Origin of the sequence: Actinosynnema mirum DSM 43827, from assembly GCF_000023245.1 — a bacterium.
GTDB lineage: Bacteria > Actinomycetota > Actinomycetes > Mycobacteriales > Pseudonocardiaceae > Actinosynnema > Actinosynnema mirum.
In genome coordinates this window covers 719,665-737,732 of record NC_013093.1, presented here as the reverse complement: position 1 = coordinate 737,732, position 18,068 = coordinate 719,665, and the positions used below count along the sequence as shown (strand labels likewise).

At 73.1% G+C, this 18,068-nt stretch carries 14 protein-coding genes and 1 tRNA gene; 9 read left to right on the top strand and 6 right to left on the bottom strand.

What is annotated here, in order from left to right:
- Positions 1–9: 9 nt before the first annotated feature.
- Positions 10–3,573 (bottom strand): transcription-repair coupling factor, encoded by a 3,564-nt coding sequence (gene mfd, locus AMIR_RS03350; RefSeq protein WP_012783290.1) that lies wholly within the window; start codon positions 3,571–3,573, stop codon positions 10–12.
- Between the two features lie 296 nt (positions 3,574–3,869).
- Here mfd and AMIR_RS39940 point away from each other — a divergent pair, with 296 nt between their 5' ends.
- Complete coding sequence (locus AMIR_RS39940) at positions 3,870–4,778, top strand: hypothetical protein (RefSeq protein WP_012783289.1); 909 nt, start codon at positions 3,870–3,872, stop codon at positions 4,776–4,778.
- Here the strand turns inward: AMIR_RS39940 and AMIR_RS03340 are convergent.
- From AMIR_RS03340 to AMIR_RS03325, 4 genes are all read right to left on the bottom strand, one after another.
- Entirely contained in the window at positions 4,762–5,865 is a 1,104-nt protein-coding gene (locus AMIR_RS03340) for a PQQ-dependent sugar dehydrogenase (RefSeq protein ID WP_012783288.1), read from the bottom strand. The genes AMIR_RS39940 and AMIR_RS03340 overlap by 17 nt on opposite strands.
- A 57-nt stretch (positions 5,866–5,922) precedes the next feature.
- Positions 5,923–6,450: a DUF4291 domain-containing protein gene (locus AMIR_RS03335; RefSeq protein WP_012783287.1), complete on the bottom strand. Its 528-nt coding sequence runs from the start codon at positions 6,448–6,450 to the stop codon at positions 5,923–5,925.
- 51 nt (positions 6,451–6,501) lie between these two features.
- On the bottom strand, positions 6,502–7,098 hold the full coding sequence (locus AMIR_RS03330; protein ID WP_041836551.1) for a TetR/AcrR family transcriptional regulator: 597 nt from the start codon (positions 7,096–7,098) through the stop codon (positions 6,502–6,504).
- A 124-nt stretch (positions 7,099–7,222) separates the two neighbouring features.
- Positions 7,223–8,212 carry an acyl-CoA desaturase gene (locus tag AMIR_RS03325; protein WP_012783285.1) on the bottom strand — a complete coding sequence of 330 codons (990 nt, stop codon included), beginning with the start codon at positions 8,210–8,212 and terminating at the stop codon, positions 7,223–7,225.
- 205 nt (positions 8,213–8,417) lie between these two features.
- Between AMIR_RS03325 and AMIR_RS03320 the strand changes: the two genes are divergently transcribed.
- The 8 genes from AMIR_RS03320 (at position 8,418) to pth (ending at position 16,277) form a co-directional block, all read left to right on the top strand.
- Positions 8,418–9,533, top strand: coding sequence for an alpha/beta hydrolase family protein (locus tag AMIR_RS03320; RefSeq protein WP_041836550.1), 1,116 nt, complete (start codon positions 8,418–8,420; stop codon positions 9,531–9,533).
- Between the two features lie 126 nt (positions 9,534–9,659).
- Positions 9,660–9,730 (top strand) — tRNA-Gln (locus AMIR_RS03315).
- Positions 9,731–9,851: 121 nt separating this feature from the next.
- The gene (locus tag AMIR_RS03310; RefSeq protein WP_049797068.1) at positions 9,852–11,477 is read left to right on the top strand and encodes a GGDEF domain-containing protein; all 1,626 of its coding nucleotides are present in this window, start codon (positions 9,852–9,854) and stop codon (positions 11,475–11,477) included.
- A gap of 66 nt (positions 11,478–11,543) precedes the next feature.
- Positions 11,544–13,019, top strand: a complete 1,476-nt coding sequence (glmU, locus tag AMIR_RS03305; protein ID WP_012783282.1) for a bifunctional UDP-N-acetylglucosamine diphosphorylase/glucosamine-1-phosphate N-acetyltransferase GlmU — start codon at positions 11,544–11,546, stop codon at positions 13,017–13,019.
- Positions 13,020–13,035: 16 nt separating this feature from the next.
- The gene (locus AMIR_RS03300) at positions 13,036–14,007 is read left to right on the top strand and encodes a ribose-phosphate diphosphokinase (RefSeq protein WP_012783281.1); all 972 of its coding nucleotides are present in this window, start codon (positions 13,036–13,038) and stop codon (positions 14,005–14,007) included.
- Positions 14,008–14,556: 549 nt separating this feature from the next.
- A complete protein-coding gene (locus AMIR_RS03295) occupies positions 14,557–15,150 on the top strand; it encodes a 50S ribosomal protein L25/general stress protein Ctc (RefSeq protein ID WP_012783280.1) in 594 nt (197 codons plus the stop codon).
- An 85-nt stretch (positions 15,151–15,235) separates the two neighbouring features.
- On the top strand, positions 15,236–15,718 hold the full coding sequence (locus AMIR_RS03290; RefSeq protein WP_012783279.1) for a DivIVA domain-containing protein: 483 nt from the start codon (positions 15,236–15,238) through the stop codon (positions 15,716–15,718).
- On the top strand, positions 15,708–16,277 hold the full coding sequence (pth, locus tag AMIR_RS03285; protein ID WP_012783278.1) for an aminoacyl-tRNA hydrolase: 570 nt from the start codon (positions 15,708–15,710) through the stop codon (positions 16,275–16,277). The genes AMIR_RS03290 and pth overlap by 11 nt, the downstream gene beginning before the upstream one ends.
- Before the next feature lie 123 nt (positions 16,278–16,400).
- On the opposite strand, the gene AMIR_RS03280 is transcribed toward pth, so the two are convergent.
- Entirely contained in the window at positions 16,401–18,041 is a 1,641-nt protein-coding gene (locus tag AMIR_RS03280; protein WP_012783277.1) for a fatty acyl-AMP ligase, read from the bottom strand.
- Between the last annotated feature and the right edge of the window lie 27 nt (positions 18,042–18,068).

Genomic DNA, 18,068 nt, shown 5'->3' with positions numbered 1-18,068 from the left:
AGTACCCTCTCACGAACTCGTGACACCGCTCACGGGCGCTCCCGCGAGTGATTCCAGGAAGTGGGCGCACCAGGCGAGCAACTCCTGGTCGCGCAGCGGGGGCGCGCCCATCCGGCCGCCCGCCGCGCCTTCGGTGGGCCGAGGCGTCGTGATCGTCGAGACGGCCTGCTTGTAGACCGCCTTGGGGTGCAGCCTGCGCAGCCGAACCACCTGCGAGTCCTTCAGCTCCAGCGGCGCGAACCGGATCGAGCTGCCCTGCAGGGCGACCTCGGTGACGCCGTGCGCGCGGCAGGTGTGCCGCAGCCTGGCCACGTCCAGCAGCCGCTCCACGGGCAGCGGCGGCGCGCCGTAGCGGTCCTTGAGCTCGTCCCGCACCGCCGTCAGCCCCGCCTCGTCGACGGCCGCCGCGATCTTGCGGTACGCCTCCAGCCGGAGCCGCTCGCCCGGCACGTAGTCGTGCGGGATGTGCGCGTCCACCGGCAGCTCGACGCGCACCTCGGCAGGCTCGACCTCCAGCTCGCCGTCGGCCCCCGCGGAGCGGCGGAACGCCTCGACCGCCTCGCCGACCAGCCGCACGTACAGGTCGAAGCCGACGCCCGCGATGTGCCCGGACTGCTCGGCGCCGAGGATGTTGCCCGCGCCCCGGATCTCCAGGTCCTTCATGGCCACCGCCATGCCCGCGCCCAGCTCGGTGTTCTGCGCGATGGTGGCGAGCCGGTCGTGCGCGGTCTCGCTGAGCGGGGACTCCGGCGGGTAGAGGAAGTACGCGTACCCGCGCTCGCGGCCCCGGCCGACGCGCCCGCGCAGCTGGTGCAGCTGGGACAGGCCGAGCAGGTCGCCGCGCTCCACGATGAGCGTGTTGGCGTTGGAGATGTCCAGGCCGGTCTCGACGATCGTGGTGGACACCAGGACGTCGTACTCGCGCTCCCAGAACCCCTGGATGATCTTCTCCAGCTTGTCCTCGTTCATCTGGCCGTGCGCCGTGACCACGCGCGCCTCGGGCGCCAGCTCGCGGATGCGCCGGGCGGCCTTCTCGATCGAGGAGACCCGGTTGTGCACGTAGAACACCTGGCCGTCGCGCAGCAGCTCGCGCCGGATGGCCGCGCCGACCTGCTTGTCTGCGTAGCCGCCGACGTAGGTCAGGATCGGGTGCCGCTCCTCGGGCGGGGTGAGGATCGTGGACATCTCGCGGATGCCCGCCAGCGACATCTCCAGGGTGCGCGGGATCGGCGTCGCGGACATCGTCAGCACGTCCACGTGCGTGCGCAGCGCCTTGATGTGCTCCTTGTGCTCGACGCCGAAGCGCTGCTCCTCGTCCACGATCACCAGGCCGAGGTCCTTGTACCGCAGGCCCTTCTGCAGCAGCCGGTGCGTGCCGATCACCACGTCGACGTCGCCCTCGGCGAGCCCCGTCGTGGTCTGCTCTGCCTCGGTCGGGTCGGTGAACCGGGACAGGCCCCGCACCACGACCGGGAACGCGCGCATCCGCTCGGTGAACGTGTTGAGGTGCTGCTGCGCCAGCAGGGTCGTGGGCACCAGCACCACGACCTGCTTGCCGTCCTGCACGGCCTTGAACGCCGCGCGCACCGCGATCTCGGTCTTGCCGTAGCCGACGTCGCCGCAGATGACCCGGTCCATCGGGACGCCGCGCTCCATGTCCGCCTTGACCTCGTCGATGGCGGCCATCTGGTCGACGGTCTCGGTGAACGGGAACGCGTCCTCCAGCTCGCGCTGCCACGGGGTGTCGGGCGCGAACGCGTGGCCGGGCGCGGACTGCCGGGCGGCGTAGAGCTGCACCAGCTCGGCGGCGATCTGCTTGACCGCCTTCTTGGCCTTGGCCTTGGTGTTCTTCCAGTCCGAGCCGCCGAGCTTGTTGAGCGTGGGCAGCTCGCCGCCGACGTAGCGGGAGACCTCGTCGAGCTGGTCGGTGGGCACGAACAGCCGGTCGCCGGGCTGGCCGCGCTTGCTGGAGGCGTACTCCAGCACCAGGTACTCGCGGGTGGCGCCCGCGACGGTGCGCTGCACCATCTCCACGTACCGGCCGATGCCGTGCTGCTCGTGCACCACGTAGTCGCCGGTCCTGAGGGCGAGCGGGTCGACGGCGTTGCGGCGGCGGGACGGCATCCGCCGCATGTCCTTCGTGGACGTCCCGCCCCGGCCGCCGGTCAGGTCGGTCTCGGTGAGCACCACCAGGGCCAGCTCGGGCAGCGCGAAGCCGTCCTCCAGCGCGCCGCGCACCACGGTGACCGCGCCGGTCCTCGGCGGCTCGTCCAGCGAGTCCACGCACACCGCGCCGACCTGGGCCTCGCGCAGCTGCTCGGTGGCGCGCTGGGCGGTGCCCGTGCCGGGCACGACCAGGACGGCGGTGCCGCCCGCGGCGGTGTGGGCGCGCAGGTCGGCGAACGCCCGGTCCACGTCGCCCTGGTAGGCGTGGACGTGCTTGAACTCCAGGCGCAGCACGTCCGAGCCCTCGGTGGTGAGCTGGCTGAGCGTCCACCAGGGCTTGTCGGCGGCGCGCGCGGCGTCGGCGACCTCGTCGAGCGAGCGGTAGGCGGAGGCGCCGAGGTCGATCGGGGCCTTGCCGCCGCCCGCCGCCGCCATCCAGGAGGCCTCCAGGAACTCCTGGCCGGTGCGGACCAGGTCGCGGGCACGGGCCCGGATCTTCTCCGGGTCGTTGACCAGCACGTGCGTGCCGTCCGGGACCAGGTCGGTGAGCAGCTGGAGCTCGCCATCGCACAGGGCGGGGATCAGCGCCTCCATGCCCTCCGACGGGATGCCCTCGGCGAGCTTGGTGAGCATCTCGGCGAGCTGCGCGTCGGCCTCGTGCTCGGCGGCCAGCTCCTGGGCGCGGGCGCGGACCCGCTCGGTGAGCAGCAGCTCGCGGCACGGCGGGGCGGTGAACGCGTCGACCTGCTTGGGCAGGGAGCGCTGGTCGGCCACCGAGAACGGGCGGATCTCGGTGACCTCGTCGCCCCAGAACTCCACGCGCAGCGGGTGCTCGGCGGTGGGCGGGAAGACGTCCAGGATGCCGCCGCGCACGGCGAACTCGCCGCGCTTCTCGACCATGTCGACGCGGGTGTAGGCCAGCTCGGCCAGCCGGTGCAGGAGGGCGTCGAAGTCGTGCTCGGAGCCGGTGGCGAGGTCGAGCGGCTCCAGGTCGCCGAGGCCGGGGGCCATGGGCTGGATGAGGCTGCGGACCGTGGCCACGACCGCGCGCAGCGGCCGGTCGCCGGGGTGGGCGAGCCTGCGCAGCACCTGGAGGCGGGCGCCGACCGTGTCGGCCCTGGGGGACAGCCGCTCGTGCGGCAGGGTCTCCCAGGACGGGAAGATCGCCACCGCCTCGGGTCCGACCAGGTCGCGCAGGACCGAGGCCAGCTCCTCGGCCTCCCGCCCGGTGGCGGTCACGGCGAGCACCGGGGAGGTGCGCGAGAGCGCGGCGGCCACCAGGGGCCGGGCCGCGGGCGGTCCCTCCAGCTCCAGCTCGGGGGAACCCGCGGCGTCGGCCAGGGCGCGCAGGGCCTTGTCGGGCAGGACGGCGGTCAGCAGGCCGGACAGCGGGCCGGGCTGGGACATCGGAGTGCGGCTCCCGTGACTGGTGGAAAACCTGGTGGAAAACGCGGACAGACCCCTGCCCTGGACGAGGCGCCGGGGGTGGGGGCTCCGATCCAGGGTACGACCGACGGGAGGCAGCGCGCCGGTCCTCGGCGGACCGGCGGGTCGGCGGCCCCGTCGCCCGCAGGCGTTGTTCACATTCTTGCTGGAATTATTCCCGAATAGTCCGCCGCTCCGGTGAATCTCCCCCACTGCCGGCCTTGACCTGCCGTTTCCCGCGTTGACGCCGATCAAGCCCGCACCCCACAATCCCCGGCATGGCCGGTTCCGGCGTTTTCCCGACCCCCTGGCTGGTGGTGTACGGCTACGGGGACCTGTCCTACCGGTTGGCCCAGCGGGCCGCCGACCAGTTGCGCGCGCGAGGGGTCGCGACGTGGCTCACCACGGTCCAGGAGGTGGACCCGGCGTCGCTGCCCCGGTTCCGGGGCGCGGTGCTGGTCCTGCCGACCTGCGCCTCGGCGGCCTCGGGGCGGCGGACGGGGTCGGCGCGCGCCCGGTTCGCCGGGATCGCGGCGGGCCTGCGGTCCTGCGCGACCCACGTCCTGCACGTCGGGACCCCGGCCGACCTGGACCCGGTCCCCGAGTACCGGGCGCTGCGGCCGAGCGTGCGGGCGGTGCACCACGTCCCGCGCCGCACCGCGCCCCGCCTCGACGTGCTCGGCCTCCTGACCGGCGTCGCGGACCGGGCGCGCGACGAGCGCTCGGCGGCGCTGTGGGCGCACGCGCGCGAGTGGGGCGTGGCCACCCCGGAGGAGGTGCGGGCGGTGCTGGCGGCGGTGGCGGAGCGGCGCGCGAGCTACGAGGAGCGCCGCTTCCACCAGGCCCGCAGGCCGCACCCCGACTACGACCTCAACCGCCTGGTCCTGCTCCTGGACCACCCGGACGTCGTGCCGCCGAGGCGGCCGTGGATGAGCGCGGGGGAGCACGGGCGGCTCGTGGACGGCTTCACCGAGTGCGGCGCGCGGGTGGTCAGGGACACCGTGCGCCGGGTGCGCGAGGTGTGCCCGACCTTCGCCAGGCCGACCGACCGCGACGGCAAGAAGGGCGCGCAGTCGGACCTGCGGGACGTCTACCGGACCCTCGTCGAGCTGGCCAAGTCCCTGGACGGGGATTCGGGCGGGGCCGCGACGGCCGACCCCGCCGACCGGCTCAGCCCGCGGCGGTGACCCGCAGGACCTCGTCCCCGTCGCCGTTGGAGGTGGTCACGTACAGCGCGCCGTCCGGCCCCTGCTTGGCGGCCCGCAGCCTGCCCTTGGTCCCGTCCAGCTCCGGCGGCACGGACACCGAGTGCACCCCGCCCTCGGGCGTGATCTCGAACAGGAACAGCTTCGAGCCCTTCAGCGCGGTCACCGCGAGCGCCCCGTCGAGCCCGCCCCACTGCCCGCCCTGCAGGAACGCCGCGTCCGAGATGGCCTCGGTGGGGCTGCCGCTGGACCAGATCGCGGGCACCGCGTCCGGGAAGCGCTCCAGGTCGGTCATCGGCACGCCCTCGTCGTACCCGCCCTGCGTGCCGCCCCGGCTGGGGTCCCAGCCGTAGTTCGCGCCGGGCTTGAGCACGTTCAGCTCGTCGTCCACGGACGGCCCGTGCTCGGCGCTGACCACCAGCCCGTCCGAGCGCACCGCGATCCCCTGCACGTTGCGGTGCCCGTACGTCTCGACCCGGTGCTCCCCGGTCCCGAGGTCGACGACGAGCGTCTTCCCGCCGAGCCCGTCCCGGTCCTGCGAGGTGTCGGCGCGGGCCGCGTCCCCGGTGCCGACGCGCAGCTTCCCGTCGACGTCGATCGCGAGCCTGCACCCGGAGTGCCGACCGCTGGGGTTGGCGGGCAGCCCGGTGAGCAGGTCGCCGACCTTGCCGACGGCGTCGCCGCCACCCAGCTCCCAGGTGGTGAGGCGGATGTCGGAGGCGGTGTTCTGGCAGGTGGTGAACCGGCTGGTTCCGGGGTGGACGGCGACCCCGAGCAGCCCGCCCTCCCCCCTGGCGACCGCCCCGGTGTCCACGTCCAGGTTCTTGACCTGGCCGTTCTCCACGACGCTGACCGTCCCCGACCGCTGCGTGACGAGCATCCGCCCGTCGGGCAGCCAGTCGATGCCCCAGGCGTGCGTCAGCCCGGAGGCGACGGTCTCGACGGTGAGCCCGGCGGCGGCCCCCTCGGTCGGCGCGGCGCTCCCCGTGGAGGACCCGTCGCCAGTGGCGGGTGTCGCGGCGCACCCGGTCAACAGGAGGACAGCGGCAAATCCGGCGATTCGACCCATGCCCCGAGGATGCCCGGCCCGGCGTGAGCCCAACGTGCGGAAGGGGAAGTCAGGGGCTCAGACCTCCAACGGGTACGCCCGCTCCACCGGCAGCAGCTCCCGCGCCAGCTCCAGCTCCCCCGCCGCGACGGCCGCCCCGACCCGCGTCATCAGCCCGGTCACGTCCGTCAACCCGGTGATCCACTCCTCCACGTACCGCCGCGACGCCCCGCCCGCCAGCCCGAGCTGCAACGACCGGTGCCCCAGCGCCTCGTGGCGCAGCCCCCGCTCGGGGTCCCACTGCACCCGGATCTCCGGCTTGCCCTCGACGACCTCCCGGCTGGGCACGGCGGCCAGCACGGCGGCGTCGAACGGCTCCCGCAGCACCCGGACCGCCAGCACCCGCTCCTGCCCGGCCTTGCGCGCCCACCCGCACCGGTACGCCATCCACAGGAACGACGGCTTGACCCACGTCATCCGGCCGGGCTTGAACGGCGGCACGAACGTCCCCGCCGCGAGCGCCGGCTCCGCGATCTCCGGCGAGTACGCCTGGTAGACGACGAGGGTCCGCTCGTCGAAGTCGGCCCTGATCTGCCTGCTCTCCACCAGACCAGTGTCAGCGGCCGGGCAACCGCTTTACCGCCGGAACCCCGCCGCTCACGGCCGGTTGCGCAGCTTGGGCTTGTGCTCCAGGCTCGACAGCCCCTTCCAGGCCAGGTTGACCAGGTGCGCGGCCACCTCGTCCTTCTTCGGCTTGCGCACCTCCAGCCACCACTGCCCGGTCAGCGCGACCATCCCCACCAGCGCCTGGGAGTACAGCGCGGCCAGCTTCCGGTCGTAGCCCTGCCGGGAGAAGTGCAGCCCCAGGATGTGCTCGACCTGCGAGGCGATGTCGTTGAGCAGCGACGAGAACGTGCCGGTGGTCGACGCGACCGGCGAGTCGCGGACCAGGATGCGGAACCCGTCCGTCGACCCCTCGATGTAGTCCAGCAGCGCGCAGGCCGCCTGCTCCAGCAGCTCCCTGGGGTGCCCCCCGGAGAGCGCGTTGACCACGTGGTCCATCAGCGACTGCATCTCCCGGTCGACCACGACGGCGTAGATGCCCTCCTTGCCGCCGAAGTGCTCGTACACCACGGGCTTGCTCACGCCCGCGCGGTGCGCGATCTCCTCGACCGAGGCGACCTCGTAGCCCTTCTCCGCGAACAGTGCGCGCGCCACGTCGAGCAGCTGCTCGCGCCGCTCCTTGCCCGTCATCCGAACCCTTGGGGCTGGCACAGCGTCCCTGTTCCTTCTCCCGACACCCGGTCGGGACCAGCCTAAACACCGACGCGCCCCGAAGCCCGTGCGGGCCTCGGGGCGCGTGGTGGCGTCACGGGGGTCAGGCCGCCTGCTTCTCCTTCTCGCCCTTGGGCTTGTCCTTGGCGGAGATGCGGGTGAGCCGCTGCGCGTTCGGCCAGCGCACGTTCGTCGCCCAGCCGAACTTCTCGAAGGCCCAGATGATCCGGGCCGAGATGTCGATCTGCCCGCGCTTGACGCCGTGCCGGGCGCAGGTCGGGTCGGCGTGGTGCAGGTTGTGCCACGACTCGCCGAAGGACAGGATCGCCAGCGGCCAGAAGTTGGCGGACTTGTCGCGGGCGGTGAACGGCCGGTCGCCGATCATGTGGCAGATCGAGTTGACCGACCAGGTCACGTGGTGCAGGAACGCGACCCGGACCAGGCCCGCCCAGAAGAACGCGGTGAGCGCGCCGGACCAGGACATGGTGATCAGGCCGCCGAGGACGCCGGGCGCGAGCACGCTGATGGTGGTCCACAGCCAGAACAGCCGGTCGACCTTCACCAGGTCGTCGTCGGCCAGCAGGTCGGGGGCGAAGCGGCTGGCGTTGGTCTTGTCGCGCTCGAACAGCCAGCCCATGTGGGCGTGCCAGAAGCCCTTGGCCAGGGCGATCGGGCCGCTGCCGAACAGCCACGGCGAGTGCGGGTCGCCCTCGCGGTCGGAGAAGGCGTGGTGCCTGCGGTGGTCCGCGACCCAGACGATGACCGGGCCCTGCAGGGCCATGCTGCCCATGATGGCCAGGGCGATCTTGAGCGCCCGGTTGGCCTTGAACGAGCCGTGCGTGAAGTACCGGTGGTACCCGACGGTGATGCCGAGCCCGGCGATGCAGTAGAACGCGGCGAACAGGGCCACGTCGACCCAGCCCAGACCCCACCCCCACGCGACGGGGATGGCCGCGAACAGCGCCAGGAAGGGCACCAGGACGAACACGTACACGCCGAACTGCTCAGCATTGCCGCGCTGCCCCTCGACCAGCGGCTTGGGGCCCTTGGCGGGCGGGCTGGACGTGGACTTGCTCTCCACGGTGCTCGTCATGCGATACCTCGTCGTCGTCCGGAAGCTACCTACGGAACCGTAACTTACGCCAGCGTAAGTTAGTCCCCGCCGCTCCCGCCAGGGGGGTGCGGCTTTTTACCGGTTGTTCTCAGGAAGCTCCTCCACCTGTCACCCGTTCGGGCAGGATCATCGGGTGCGGGATTCTTCTGGCGTTCGGTCCAACCGCCTCCGGCGGATCGGGGCGATGGTGGTCGCGGCCTCGCTGGTCCTGACGGTGGCCGCCTCGGGCGGCATCGGGTGGCACTACAGCGAGCAACTGCTCAACCCGGCGACCGCCCGACCGGGCTTCCCGGACGTGGTGCTGGGCGCGTCGGACGGCGAGGTCGTCCTGGCCGACTCCGGGAACACCGCCCAGCGCGGCACCTGGGGCCTGGTGTGGCCGGGCGGTGAGCTGGAGGTCGGCGACGTGGCCTCCCGCTCCGGCGGCGAGGTCCGCAGGCCGATCACGAAGGGGACCGCGCCGGCTGCGGGAACCCGCGTCCGCGTCGAGGGCTCGGTCTGGGCGAGCGACCCGCGCAGCGCGCTCGGCCTGGACTACCGGGACGTGAGCGTGCCCACCGAGCTGGGCGACGCGCCCGCGTGGCTGGTGCCCGGCAGCGGCGGCGACGGCGGCGCCTGGGTCGTGGCCGTGCACGGCAGGGCGGGCACCCGCGCCGAGACCCTCCGCGCGCTCCCCGTGCTGCACGACGCGGGCCTGACCGTCCTGTCGATCACGTACCGCAACGACGACGGCGCCCCCGCCTCGCCCGACGGGCTCTACCACCTCGGTGACTCGGAGTGGCGGGACGCCGAAGCCGCCGTCCGCTACGCCAGGGACAGCGGGGCCGGGAAGATCGTCCTCTACGGCTGGTCCATGGGCGGCGCGATCGCGGGCCAGCTGCTGGCCCGCTCCGAGCTGGCGGGCGAGGTGTCCGCGCTCGTCCTGGACGCCCCGGTGACCAGCTGGACCGGCACCCTGGAGCTCCAGTCCCGCGAGCGCGGCGTGCCCACCTGGCTGGTGCCGCTGGCCGAGCTGGTCTCCGGCTGGCGGGCGGACCTGGACTTCTCCCGCTTCGACCTGGCCGACCACCCGCCCGCGCACCGCCCGCCGACGCTGCTGGTCCACGGCGACGCGGACACGACCGTGCCGGTGCAGGGCAGCAGGGACCTCGCCGCGCGGGCCGCGAGCGGGGCGCTGGACTGGGACGTGCGGTACGTCGAGGTGCCCGGCGCGGCGCACGTCGCGGCCTGGAACGCCGACCGGGCGCGCTACGAGCGCGAGCTGGCCGACTTCGTGACTTCGCTCACCACCCCGCCGTGACCAGGCGCTACACGCTCCGTTATGATCCACTGTCGAGGAGAGCGCCGCCACTCGCGTGGTGGTGCTGACCGCGGACCCCCGCCCGTGACACGATGTGTTCCCGCGGCCGGGGAAGTCCCCGTCCGATCCGCCATGGTGTAAAGGCAGCACCTCGGATTTTGGTTCCGATGGTCCAGGTTCGAATCCTGGTGGCGGAGCGAGAGTGTCTCGGAACCGGGTCGGGCCCTCCGGCCCGGCCTGCCCTGCGTAGGGGGGTGTTGGTCGCTGCCGGGGGAAGCCGTCGAAGAGCAGGCCAGCGTCGTGCCCGCGCTCCAGGAGATGTCCGACGCCTGGCTGGTCGGCCGCGCCAGCGAGCTGGTCGCGGTGGCGCAGAGCAGCCACGTCGCCGAGCAGCTCGACGCCGCGAACGAGGTCGACGAGATCCTCGCCGAGGCGCAGAGCCGGGGCGAGCCCAGGATCGTGGCGCAGCTGCTGCGCGCCGCCGCCGTCGTGCGCCTGGTGACGCCGGGGGTCGGCGACATGTCGGACTCCCTGCTGGAGGAGATGCTCACCCACACCCGCAGGCACGGCCTGGTGGTGCTGGAGGCGGAGGCGCACGCCCTGCTCGGCCGCAGGTACCTGCTGGTCGGGCTGGAGGACAAGGCGCTCAGCGAGATCGCCAACGGGCTGGCGATGCTGGAGGAGGACCTCACCCCGGACCCGGTGCTGGACAAGCGCACCTGGGACCGCCTGCTGGCCTCGGCGCTGCAGAACACCGGTTTAGTGCTCACCCAGCTCGGCGTCTACGAGATGGCCGACGAGGTCCTGGCCAGGGCCCACAACGCGATCCGCGACAGCGCCAACCCCCACCTGATCTACGTGCACCTGGTGAACCGGGTGCGGATGCTGCTGGGCTGGGGGCTGCGGCTGGAGCGGGTGAACAACCACGAGGAGGCCGCCGCCCGGTTCACCATGGCCGCGCGGATCGCCGAGGCGACCGAGGCGCCGTTCCTGCAGTCGCTGCACCCGCGCAGGCGGGACCGCACCGCCGCGCAGCAGGTGCCGGTGATCGGCGCCGCGCAGGCGCTGGCGAGCCCCGGCCCCGAGCACATCGCCCGGCTGTGGACGCTGCGCGAGCTGTCCATGTACGCCCGCGAGCTGATCATCGTGTCGATCGCGCTGGCGCGCTGCCTGGAGATGGAGGAGCTGCCGCAGCAGGCCCTGCAGGTGCTCACGCACGCCCGCACGAAGCTGGCCACCGACACCTCCGAGCCGACGCTGATGCTGTGCCTGGTGCGCGAGTACGCCCGGCTGGCGGGCCCGCAGGGCGAGCACACCGTCTCGGCGCTCCAGACGTACGCGAGCGCGCTGGAGGTGGAGCTGTGGCTGATGCAGGAGGCCCGCACCGCCACGCTGATCACCCGGCGCGACCACGAGCGGCTCACCAGGGCGCACGGGGCGATCGCCCAGCAGGCGATGCAGGACCCGCTGACCGGGTTGCCGAACCGGCGCGCGCTGGACGAGCGGCTGGCCGCGCTGGTCGCCGCGCAGACCCTGCCGATGGCGGTGGCGCTGGTCGACCTGGACGGGTTCAAGGGCGTCAACGACAAGCACTCGCACGCGGAGGGTGACGACGTCCTGCGCGTGATTGCCAGCACACTGCGGCACGCGCTGCGGGGCGACGACATGGTGGCCCGGTACGGCGGCGACGAGTTCGTGGTGCTGCTGCCGGGGACCACCCTGTCGCTGGCCGAGGCGGCGCTGGCCAGAGCCGTGGACGCCGTCGCTGGCCTGCCATCCGACCTGTCCAGGGGGGTGACGCTGTCGGTCGGGGTGATCGCGGTGCGCCCCCAGGAGAGCGACAACCAGGCGCTGTCCAGAGCGGACTCCGCGATGTACACCGCGAAGCGCAGAGGTGGCTGCCAGGTTGCTTCGGCAGACGGGGAAGCACCCGCGGAGGCTTAGTATCGGCACCTGGCGGGAGCCAGGCCTCCCGCCGCAGGCACGGACTCAGCAGAGGGAGAGCCGCTGATGCTCCAGGGTGTTCCCGCCCCGGTCAGCACTATCGTCCTCGCAGCGGGTGAGGGCACCCGCATGCGCTCCGCCACCCCGAAGGTGCTGCACCGGCTCGCGGGCCGCTCGCTGGTCGAGCACGCCGTGCGGGCCGCGGCGGGCGCCGACCCCGCGCACCTGGCCGTGGTGGTCGGGCACGGCCGCGAGGCGGTCACCGAGCACCTGGGGGCCGTCGCGGGCGCGCTGGGGCGCGAGGTCGTGGTCGCCGTCCAGGAGGAGCAGAAGGGCACCGGGCACGCGGTGGGCTGCGGCCTGGCCGAGCTGCCCGAGGACCTGACCGGCACCGTCGTGGTCACCTACGGCGACGTGCCGCTGCTGGACGCGGACTCGCTGCGCGCCCTGCTCGTCGAGCACGGGGCGCGCGGCAACGCGGCGACCGTGCTCACGGCGGTGCTCGACGACCCGACCGGCTACGGGCGCATCCTGCGCGACGCGGACGGCTCGGTCCTGGGCATCGTGGAGCAGAAGGACGCGAGCGAGGCCGAGCGGGCCATCACCGAGATCAACTCAGGGGTGTACGCGTTCGACGCGGTCGTGCTGCGCGACGCCCTGTCCCGGCTGGGCACCGACAACGCCCAGGGCGAGCTGTACCTGACCGACGTGCTGGGCATCGCGCGCGGCGACGGCGGCCGGGTCGGCGCGCTGGTGACCGGCGACCGGTGGCTGGTGGAGGGCGTCAACGACCGGGTGCAGCTGGCCAGGCTCGGCAAGGAGCTGAACCGGCGGCTGGTCGAGCGCTGGATGCGCGAGGGCGTGACCGTGGTCGACCCGGACACCACCTGGCTGGACGCCGACGTGGAGCTGGGCCGGGACGCGCTGGTGGAGCCGGGCGTGCAGCTGCGCGCGGGCACCACCGTGGGCGAGGGCGCGGTCGTCGGGCCGGACACCACGCTGTCCGCCTGCGCGGTCGGCGCGGGCGCGAGCGTGGTGCGCACCCACGGCAGCGGCTCGGTGATCGGCGCGGGCGCGAGCGTCGGCCCGTTCGCCTTCCTGCGGCCCGGCACCAGGCTGGGCGCGGACGGCAAGATCGGCACGTTCGTCGAGGTCAAGAACTCGGAGATCGGCGCGGGCAGCAAGGTGCCGCACCTGAGCTACATCGGGGACGCGACGATCGGCGAGCAGTCGAACATCGGCGCCGCCAGCGTCACGGTCAACTACGACGGCGTCACCAAGCACCGGACGGTCATCGGCTCGCACTGCCGGACCGGCTCCGACAACATGTTCGTCGCCCCGGTGACCGTGGGCGACGGCGCTTACACCGGCGCGGGGACCGTGCTGCGGCGCGACGTGCCCCCCGGCGCGCTGGCCGTCTCCGGCGGTCCCCAGCGCAACCTCGCCGACTGGGTGCTCACCCGGCGGCCCGGAACCGCCGCGGCTGATGCCGCCGAGCGCGCCCTGTCTCAGGTCGCGGAGAAGAACGAGGAAGGGCGCTGACGTGAAGAACCCGATCATGTCCGGGACACCCAAGAAGAACCTGATGCTCTTCGGCGGGCGGGCCTACCCGGAGCTGACCGAGGAGGTGGCCAAGCACCTCAACGTGTCGGTCACCCCGCAGGCCGCGTACGACTTCGCGAACGGCGAGATCTTCGTCCGGTTCGAGGAGTCGGTGCGCGGGTGCGACGCGTTCGTCATCCAGTCGCACAAGGCGCCCATCAACCAGTGGCTGATGGAGCAGCTGATCATGGTGGACACGCTGAAGCGGGCCTCCGCGAAGCGCATCACGGTGATCATGCCGTTCTACCCGTACGCGCGGCAGGACAAGAAGCACCGGGGCCGCGAGCCGATCTCGGCCCGCCTGGTCGCCGACCTGTTCAAGACCGCGGGCGCGGACCGCCTGGTGGCCGTGGACCTGCACACCGCGCAGATCCAGGGCTTCTTCGACGGCCCGGTCGACCACCTGTGGGCGATGCCGCTGCTGGCCGAGCACGTGCGCGACAAGTACGCGGGCCACGACATCACCGTGGTCTCGCCGGACGCGGGGCGCACCAAGCTGGCGGAGAAGTGGGCGGACACGCTCGGCGGCACGCCGATCGCGTTCATCCACAAGACCCGCGACCCGCTGCGGCCGAACGAGGTCGTGGCGAACCGGGTGGTCGGCCAGGTCAAGGACCGGCTGTGCGTGGTGATCGACGACATGATCGACACCGGCGGCACGATCACCAAGGCGGTGGACCAGCTCCTCGCCGAGGGCGCGTCCGACGTGGTGATCGCGGCCACCCACCCGGTGCTCTCGGGCCCGGCGGTGGAGCGGCTGCAGAGCTGCGGCGCGCGTGAGGTGGTGTTCACGGACACGCTGCCGATCCCGCAGGAGAAGCGCTTCGAGGCGATGACGGTGATCCCGATCGCGCCGCTGCTGGCGCGCGTGATCCAGGAGGTCTTCGAGGACGGCTCGGTCACGAGCCTGTTCGACGGCAACGCGTGACAGCCCTCGCGCGGTGATCTCCGCGTCGGCTCTCCCCGACTCCGGGGGAGTCGGCTTTCGGCTCCGGAGGAGCCGATCGACCGGACCAGCGGCCCGATGGGACTCCCCGTCGGGCCGCTGCCCGTTTCGAGGGCCGGGGTGCGCTCCCGCCCCCGGAGACCACCCCCGTCCAGCCGCCCACTGATCGCGCGGTCCCGAAGCCTCCCCCGCCCCACCGCCGCAAACGCTTGCCACCGCCCCCTGCAGCACCTCTCCCCCCGTCCGGGTGATCGCCGTTCGGGCTAACCACCCCCGCCTCCACCGCGCCGCGTCCCCACCCCGCGCCCCCCCTGCCCGCGCCACCCCACCCCCCGATTAGGCCAGGACGTCGCGGTCGTCCTACACTGGTCGGGTTGCCTCGGCGAGGACGAGCATCACGCTCGGCGTGATCGACGCGGCGGTTGTGGTGATGCGCGTGCCCATCCCTTCCGCGCCGCCCTCCGTCGCAGGCCAGCACCCCGCTTACGCCTTGCCCGACGTGCGAAGGCCATATCGAAGGAGAGCCCCACCGTGTCCGAGGTCCGTCTCGCCGCCGAGCAGCGCACCGAGTTCGGTAAGGGCGCTGCCCGCCGCACCCGTCGCGCCGGCAAGATCCCCGCGGTGCTCTACGGCCACGGCTCCGACCCGAAGCACCTGGCTCTGCCGGCGCTCGAGTTCGCCCGAGTCGTCCGTGAGCACGGTCAGAACGCGGTCCTGACGCTGGACATCGACAGCGCCACCGAGCTGGCCCTGACCAAGACCGTCACGACCCACCCGCTGAAGAACTACATCGAGCACGTCGACCTGCTGCTGGTCAAGCGCGGCGAGAAGGTCACCGTGGACGTGCCGATCGTGCTGACCGGCGAGCCCGCCGCGGCCACCCTCCTCACCCAGGAGAGCACCACCATCCAGGTGGAGGCCGACGCGCTGAACATCCCGGACCAGATCGAGTTCTCGATCGCCGGTCTCGGCGCGGGCACCCAGGTGCACGCGTCGGACCTGGAGCTCCCCAAGGGCTCCACCCTGGCCACCGACCCCGAGGTGCTGATCCTCGCCGTCAACGACGCCCCGTCGGCTGCCTCCATGGGCACCGAAGAGGGCGCCGAGGCGACCCCGGAGAGCTGAGCCCATCACGTCGGGCTGGTCGAACGGCTCCCCACCACCGCACGCCGGTGGTGGGGAGCCGTTCCCGCGTCTGGCCCCGGAGCGGGTGCGCGCGGCCCGGTTCCCGCGAAGACGGGCCAGGGGCTACGACCCCGATCAGGTGCACGCGCTGCTGGACCGGGTGGCCGACGCGCTCTCCGGCCGGGCCAGGGTGAGCCCGGAGCAGGTGCGCGCGGCGGTGTTCCGGGAGGTGCCCGGCGGCTACGAGCAGCAGGCCGTGGACCGGTTCCTCGCCGGTCTGGAGTGGCAGCTGGCCCACCAGGCGCTGCCCCCGACCTCGCTGCGGTCCGGGCGGGACCTGCTGGCGGTGGAGCTGCCCCGGTCGACCTCCGGATACGATCGCGCCGAGGTCGACGCCTTCCTCGCGCGGGCCGCGCTCGCGCTGGACGGCGGGCGCCGGATGACGGCGGGCGAGGTCCGCCACACCAGGTTCACCACCACGTCGGGGATGCGGCGCGGGTACCGGGTGCGCGAGGTCGACAACCTGTTGGACGAGCTGGAGCGGGAGTTGCGGTTCCGTGGGCGATGAGCTGACCCTCGTGGTGGGCCTGGGCAACTCCGGCCCGAAGTACGAGGGCACCCGGCACAACGCGGGGTTCCTGGTGCTGGACGAGCTGGCCGACCGGGTCGGCGGGCGGTTCAAGGCGCACAAGGGCGGCGCCGAGGTGGTCGAGGGCAGGCTGGCCGGGCAGCGGGTGGTGCTGGCCAAGCCGCGCGGCTACATGAACAACTCGGGCGGCCCGGTGTCGGGGACCGCCAAGTTCTACAAGGCGCAGCCCGCGTCGGTGATCGTGGTGCACGACGAGCTGGACCTGCCGTTCGGCGCGGTGCGGCTCAAGCTCGGCGGCGGTGACAACGGGCACAACGGGCTGCGCTCGATCACGAGGTCGCTGGGCACGAAGGACTACCTGCGGGTGCGCTTCGGCGTGGACCGGCCGCCCGGCCGGATGGACCCGGCGGACTACGTGCTGAAGGACTTCTCGGTGGTGGAGCGCAAGCAGCTGGCGCTGGAGCTGGACCGGGCGGCCGACGCCGTGGAGGCCCTGGTGTCCTCCGGCCTGGAAGCCGCGCAGAACCAGTTCCACTGATCGCGCCGCGGCGCGATCAGTCCCGGCGTGCGGAGCGCGCCTCGCCTTCCCTTGTCCGCTCTTCCCGCGCCGGGGCGCGGGAAGAGCGGACAAGAGCCGTCCTCCCCTGGTTTTGTCCTGCCGCTAGACCGTCACGAGCGCGGCGGCCGAGGTGCGCCGCAGCTTCCCGGACGGCGTCTTGGGAACGCTCCCCGGCGGCAGCACGACGACGGAGAAGGGCCGCACGCCGACCGCGTCCACGACCTTCGCCGTGATCGCCTTGGTCAGCCGCTTGACCTCCTCCTCCTCGGAGGCGAACCGGGACTCCACGACCACGGCGAACCGCTCGCGCCGGGTGCCCGCGTCGAGCCGGACGGCGACCGCGTTGCCCGCCCGCACCCCGTCCACGGCGGTCGCGGCGCGCTCGACGTCGGTCGGGTAGATGTTCCGGCCGCCCATGATGATGACGTCCTTGAGCCTGCCGCAGACCACGACCTGCTCGCCCACGAGGTAGCCCTGGTCGCCGGTGTCGAGCCAGCCTCCGGGGCCGGTGGTGGGCACCGGGCCGTCGACGGTCAGGTAGCCGGGGGTGACGGCCTCGCCGCGCACCTGGAGCCGCCCGACCCGCCGGTCGCCGAGGAGGGTCCCGGCGTCGTCGACGACCCGGATCTCCAGTCCCGGCAGGGGCGGGCCGAGGAGCGCGAACGAGCGGGCGCCGGGTTCGGCGGACGGTTCGGCGCGGCGCTCGGCCTCCAGCAGGTCGGCGTCCACGACGTCCACGGCCATGCCGGTGAACACGGGCGCGAACGTGACGCCGAGGGTGGTCTCGGCCATGCCGTAGGCGCAGAGCACCGACTCGGGGGGCAGGCCGAAGCGGGCGCCCTCGGCGGTGAACGAGCGGACCGCCTCCGGGTCGATGGGCTCGGCGCCGTTGAGGGCGATGCGCAGCGAGGACAGGTCCAGCTCGCCGTCCGCGAGGCCGCGCATCCGCTTGGCCACGACGGCGTAGGCGAAGTTCGGGGCGGCGGTGATGGTGCCCCGGTGGCGGCTGATCAGCTCGGGCCACAGCACCGGGCGGCCGAGGAAGTCGACGGGGGTGACCTTGACCAGGTCGACGCCGTAGAGCATCGGCAGGGTCAGGAAGCCGACCATGCCCATGTCGTGGAAGAGCGGCAGCCACGAGACCATGCGGTCGACCTCGGGGTCGAGGTGGACGGCCTCGCGCATCCCCTCCATGTTGGACCACAGGTTGCCGTGGGTGATCCGGACGGCCTTGGGGTGGGCGGTGGAGCCCGAGGTCAGCTGGAGCAGGGCGGTGGCGCTCTCGGGGACCTCCACGGGGGTGGTGAGCGGGTCGGCGTCGAGGTCGGTGATGCGGTGGTGGGTGATGCCGCGCTCGACGAGCACGGGTGAGAGGGCGTCGAAGGGGGCGCCGAGCAGGACCAGCCCGGAGTCGATCATGCCGAGGACCCGGACGGTGTCCTCGGCCCACTCGGCCAGGTCCGTGCGGGCTGTCGGCTGGTGGAGCATGGTGGTGCTGGCGCCCGCGAGCCAGGCGCCCTGCACGGCGGGGGCGATCTCGGCGGGGTCGCCCGCGAGCACGGCGACGGCCGCGCCCGGTGTGACGCCTGCCTCCACGAGGGCCCCCGCGACGCGCGTGGCGCGCGCGTGCACCTGGGCCCACGTTCGGTGCTCCGGGGTGCTCGGCTCCCCGGTTGTCATGCCTCTGCGGCTCCCCTGTTCCCCTGTTGCGGTCGCCACGACGGTGTCCACGAACCGGCTCATGCTCGTCAGCGTAGAGCGACACACTGG

Coding starts and splice junctions, on each gene's coding strand:
- mfd (WP_012783290.1), bottom strand. CDS start 3,573: ATGTCCCAGCCCGGCCCGCTGTCCGGCCTGCTGACCGCCGTCCTGCCC.
- AMIR_RS39940 (WP_012783289.1), top strand. CDS start 3,870: ATGGCCGGTTCCGGCGTTTTCCCGACCCCCTGGCTGGTGGTGTACGGC.
- AMIR_RS03340 (WP_012783288.1), bottom strand. CDS start 5,865: ATGGGTCGAATCGCCGGATTTGCCGCTGTCCTCCTGTTGACCGGGTGC.
- AMIR_RS03330 (WP_041836551.1), bottom strand. CDS start 7,098: ATGACGGGCAAGGAGCGGCGCGAGCAGCTGCTCGACGTGGCGCGCGCA.
- AMIR_RS03325 (WP_012783285.1), bottom strand. CDS start 8,212: ATGACGAGCACCGTGGAGAGCAAGTCCACGTCCAGCCCGCCCGCCAAG.
- AMIR_RS03320 (WP_041836550.1), top strand. CDS start 8,418: ATGGTGGTCGCGGCCTCGCTGGTCCTGACGGTGGCCGCCTCGGGCGGC.
- AMIR_RS03310 (WP_049797068.1), top strand. CDS start 9,852: ATGTCCGACGCCTGGCTGGTCGGCCGCGCCAGCGAGCTGGTCGCGGTG.
- glmU (WP_012783282.1), top strand. CDS start 11,544: ATGCTCCAGGGTGTTCCCGCCCCGGTCAGCACTATCGTCCTCGCAGCG.
- AMIR_RS03300 (WP_012783281.1), top strand. CDS start 13,036: ATGTCCGGGACACCCAAGAAGAACCTGATGCTCTTCGGCGGGCGGGCC.
- AMIR_RS03280 (WP_012783277.1), bottom strand. CDS start 18,041: ATGAGCCGGTTCGTGGACACCGTCGTGGCGACCGCAACAGGGGAACAG.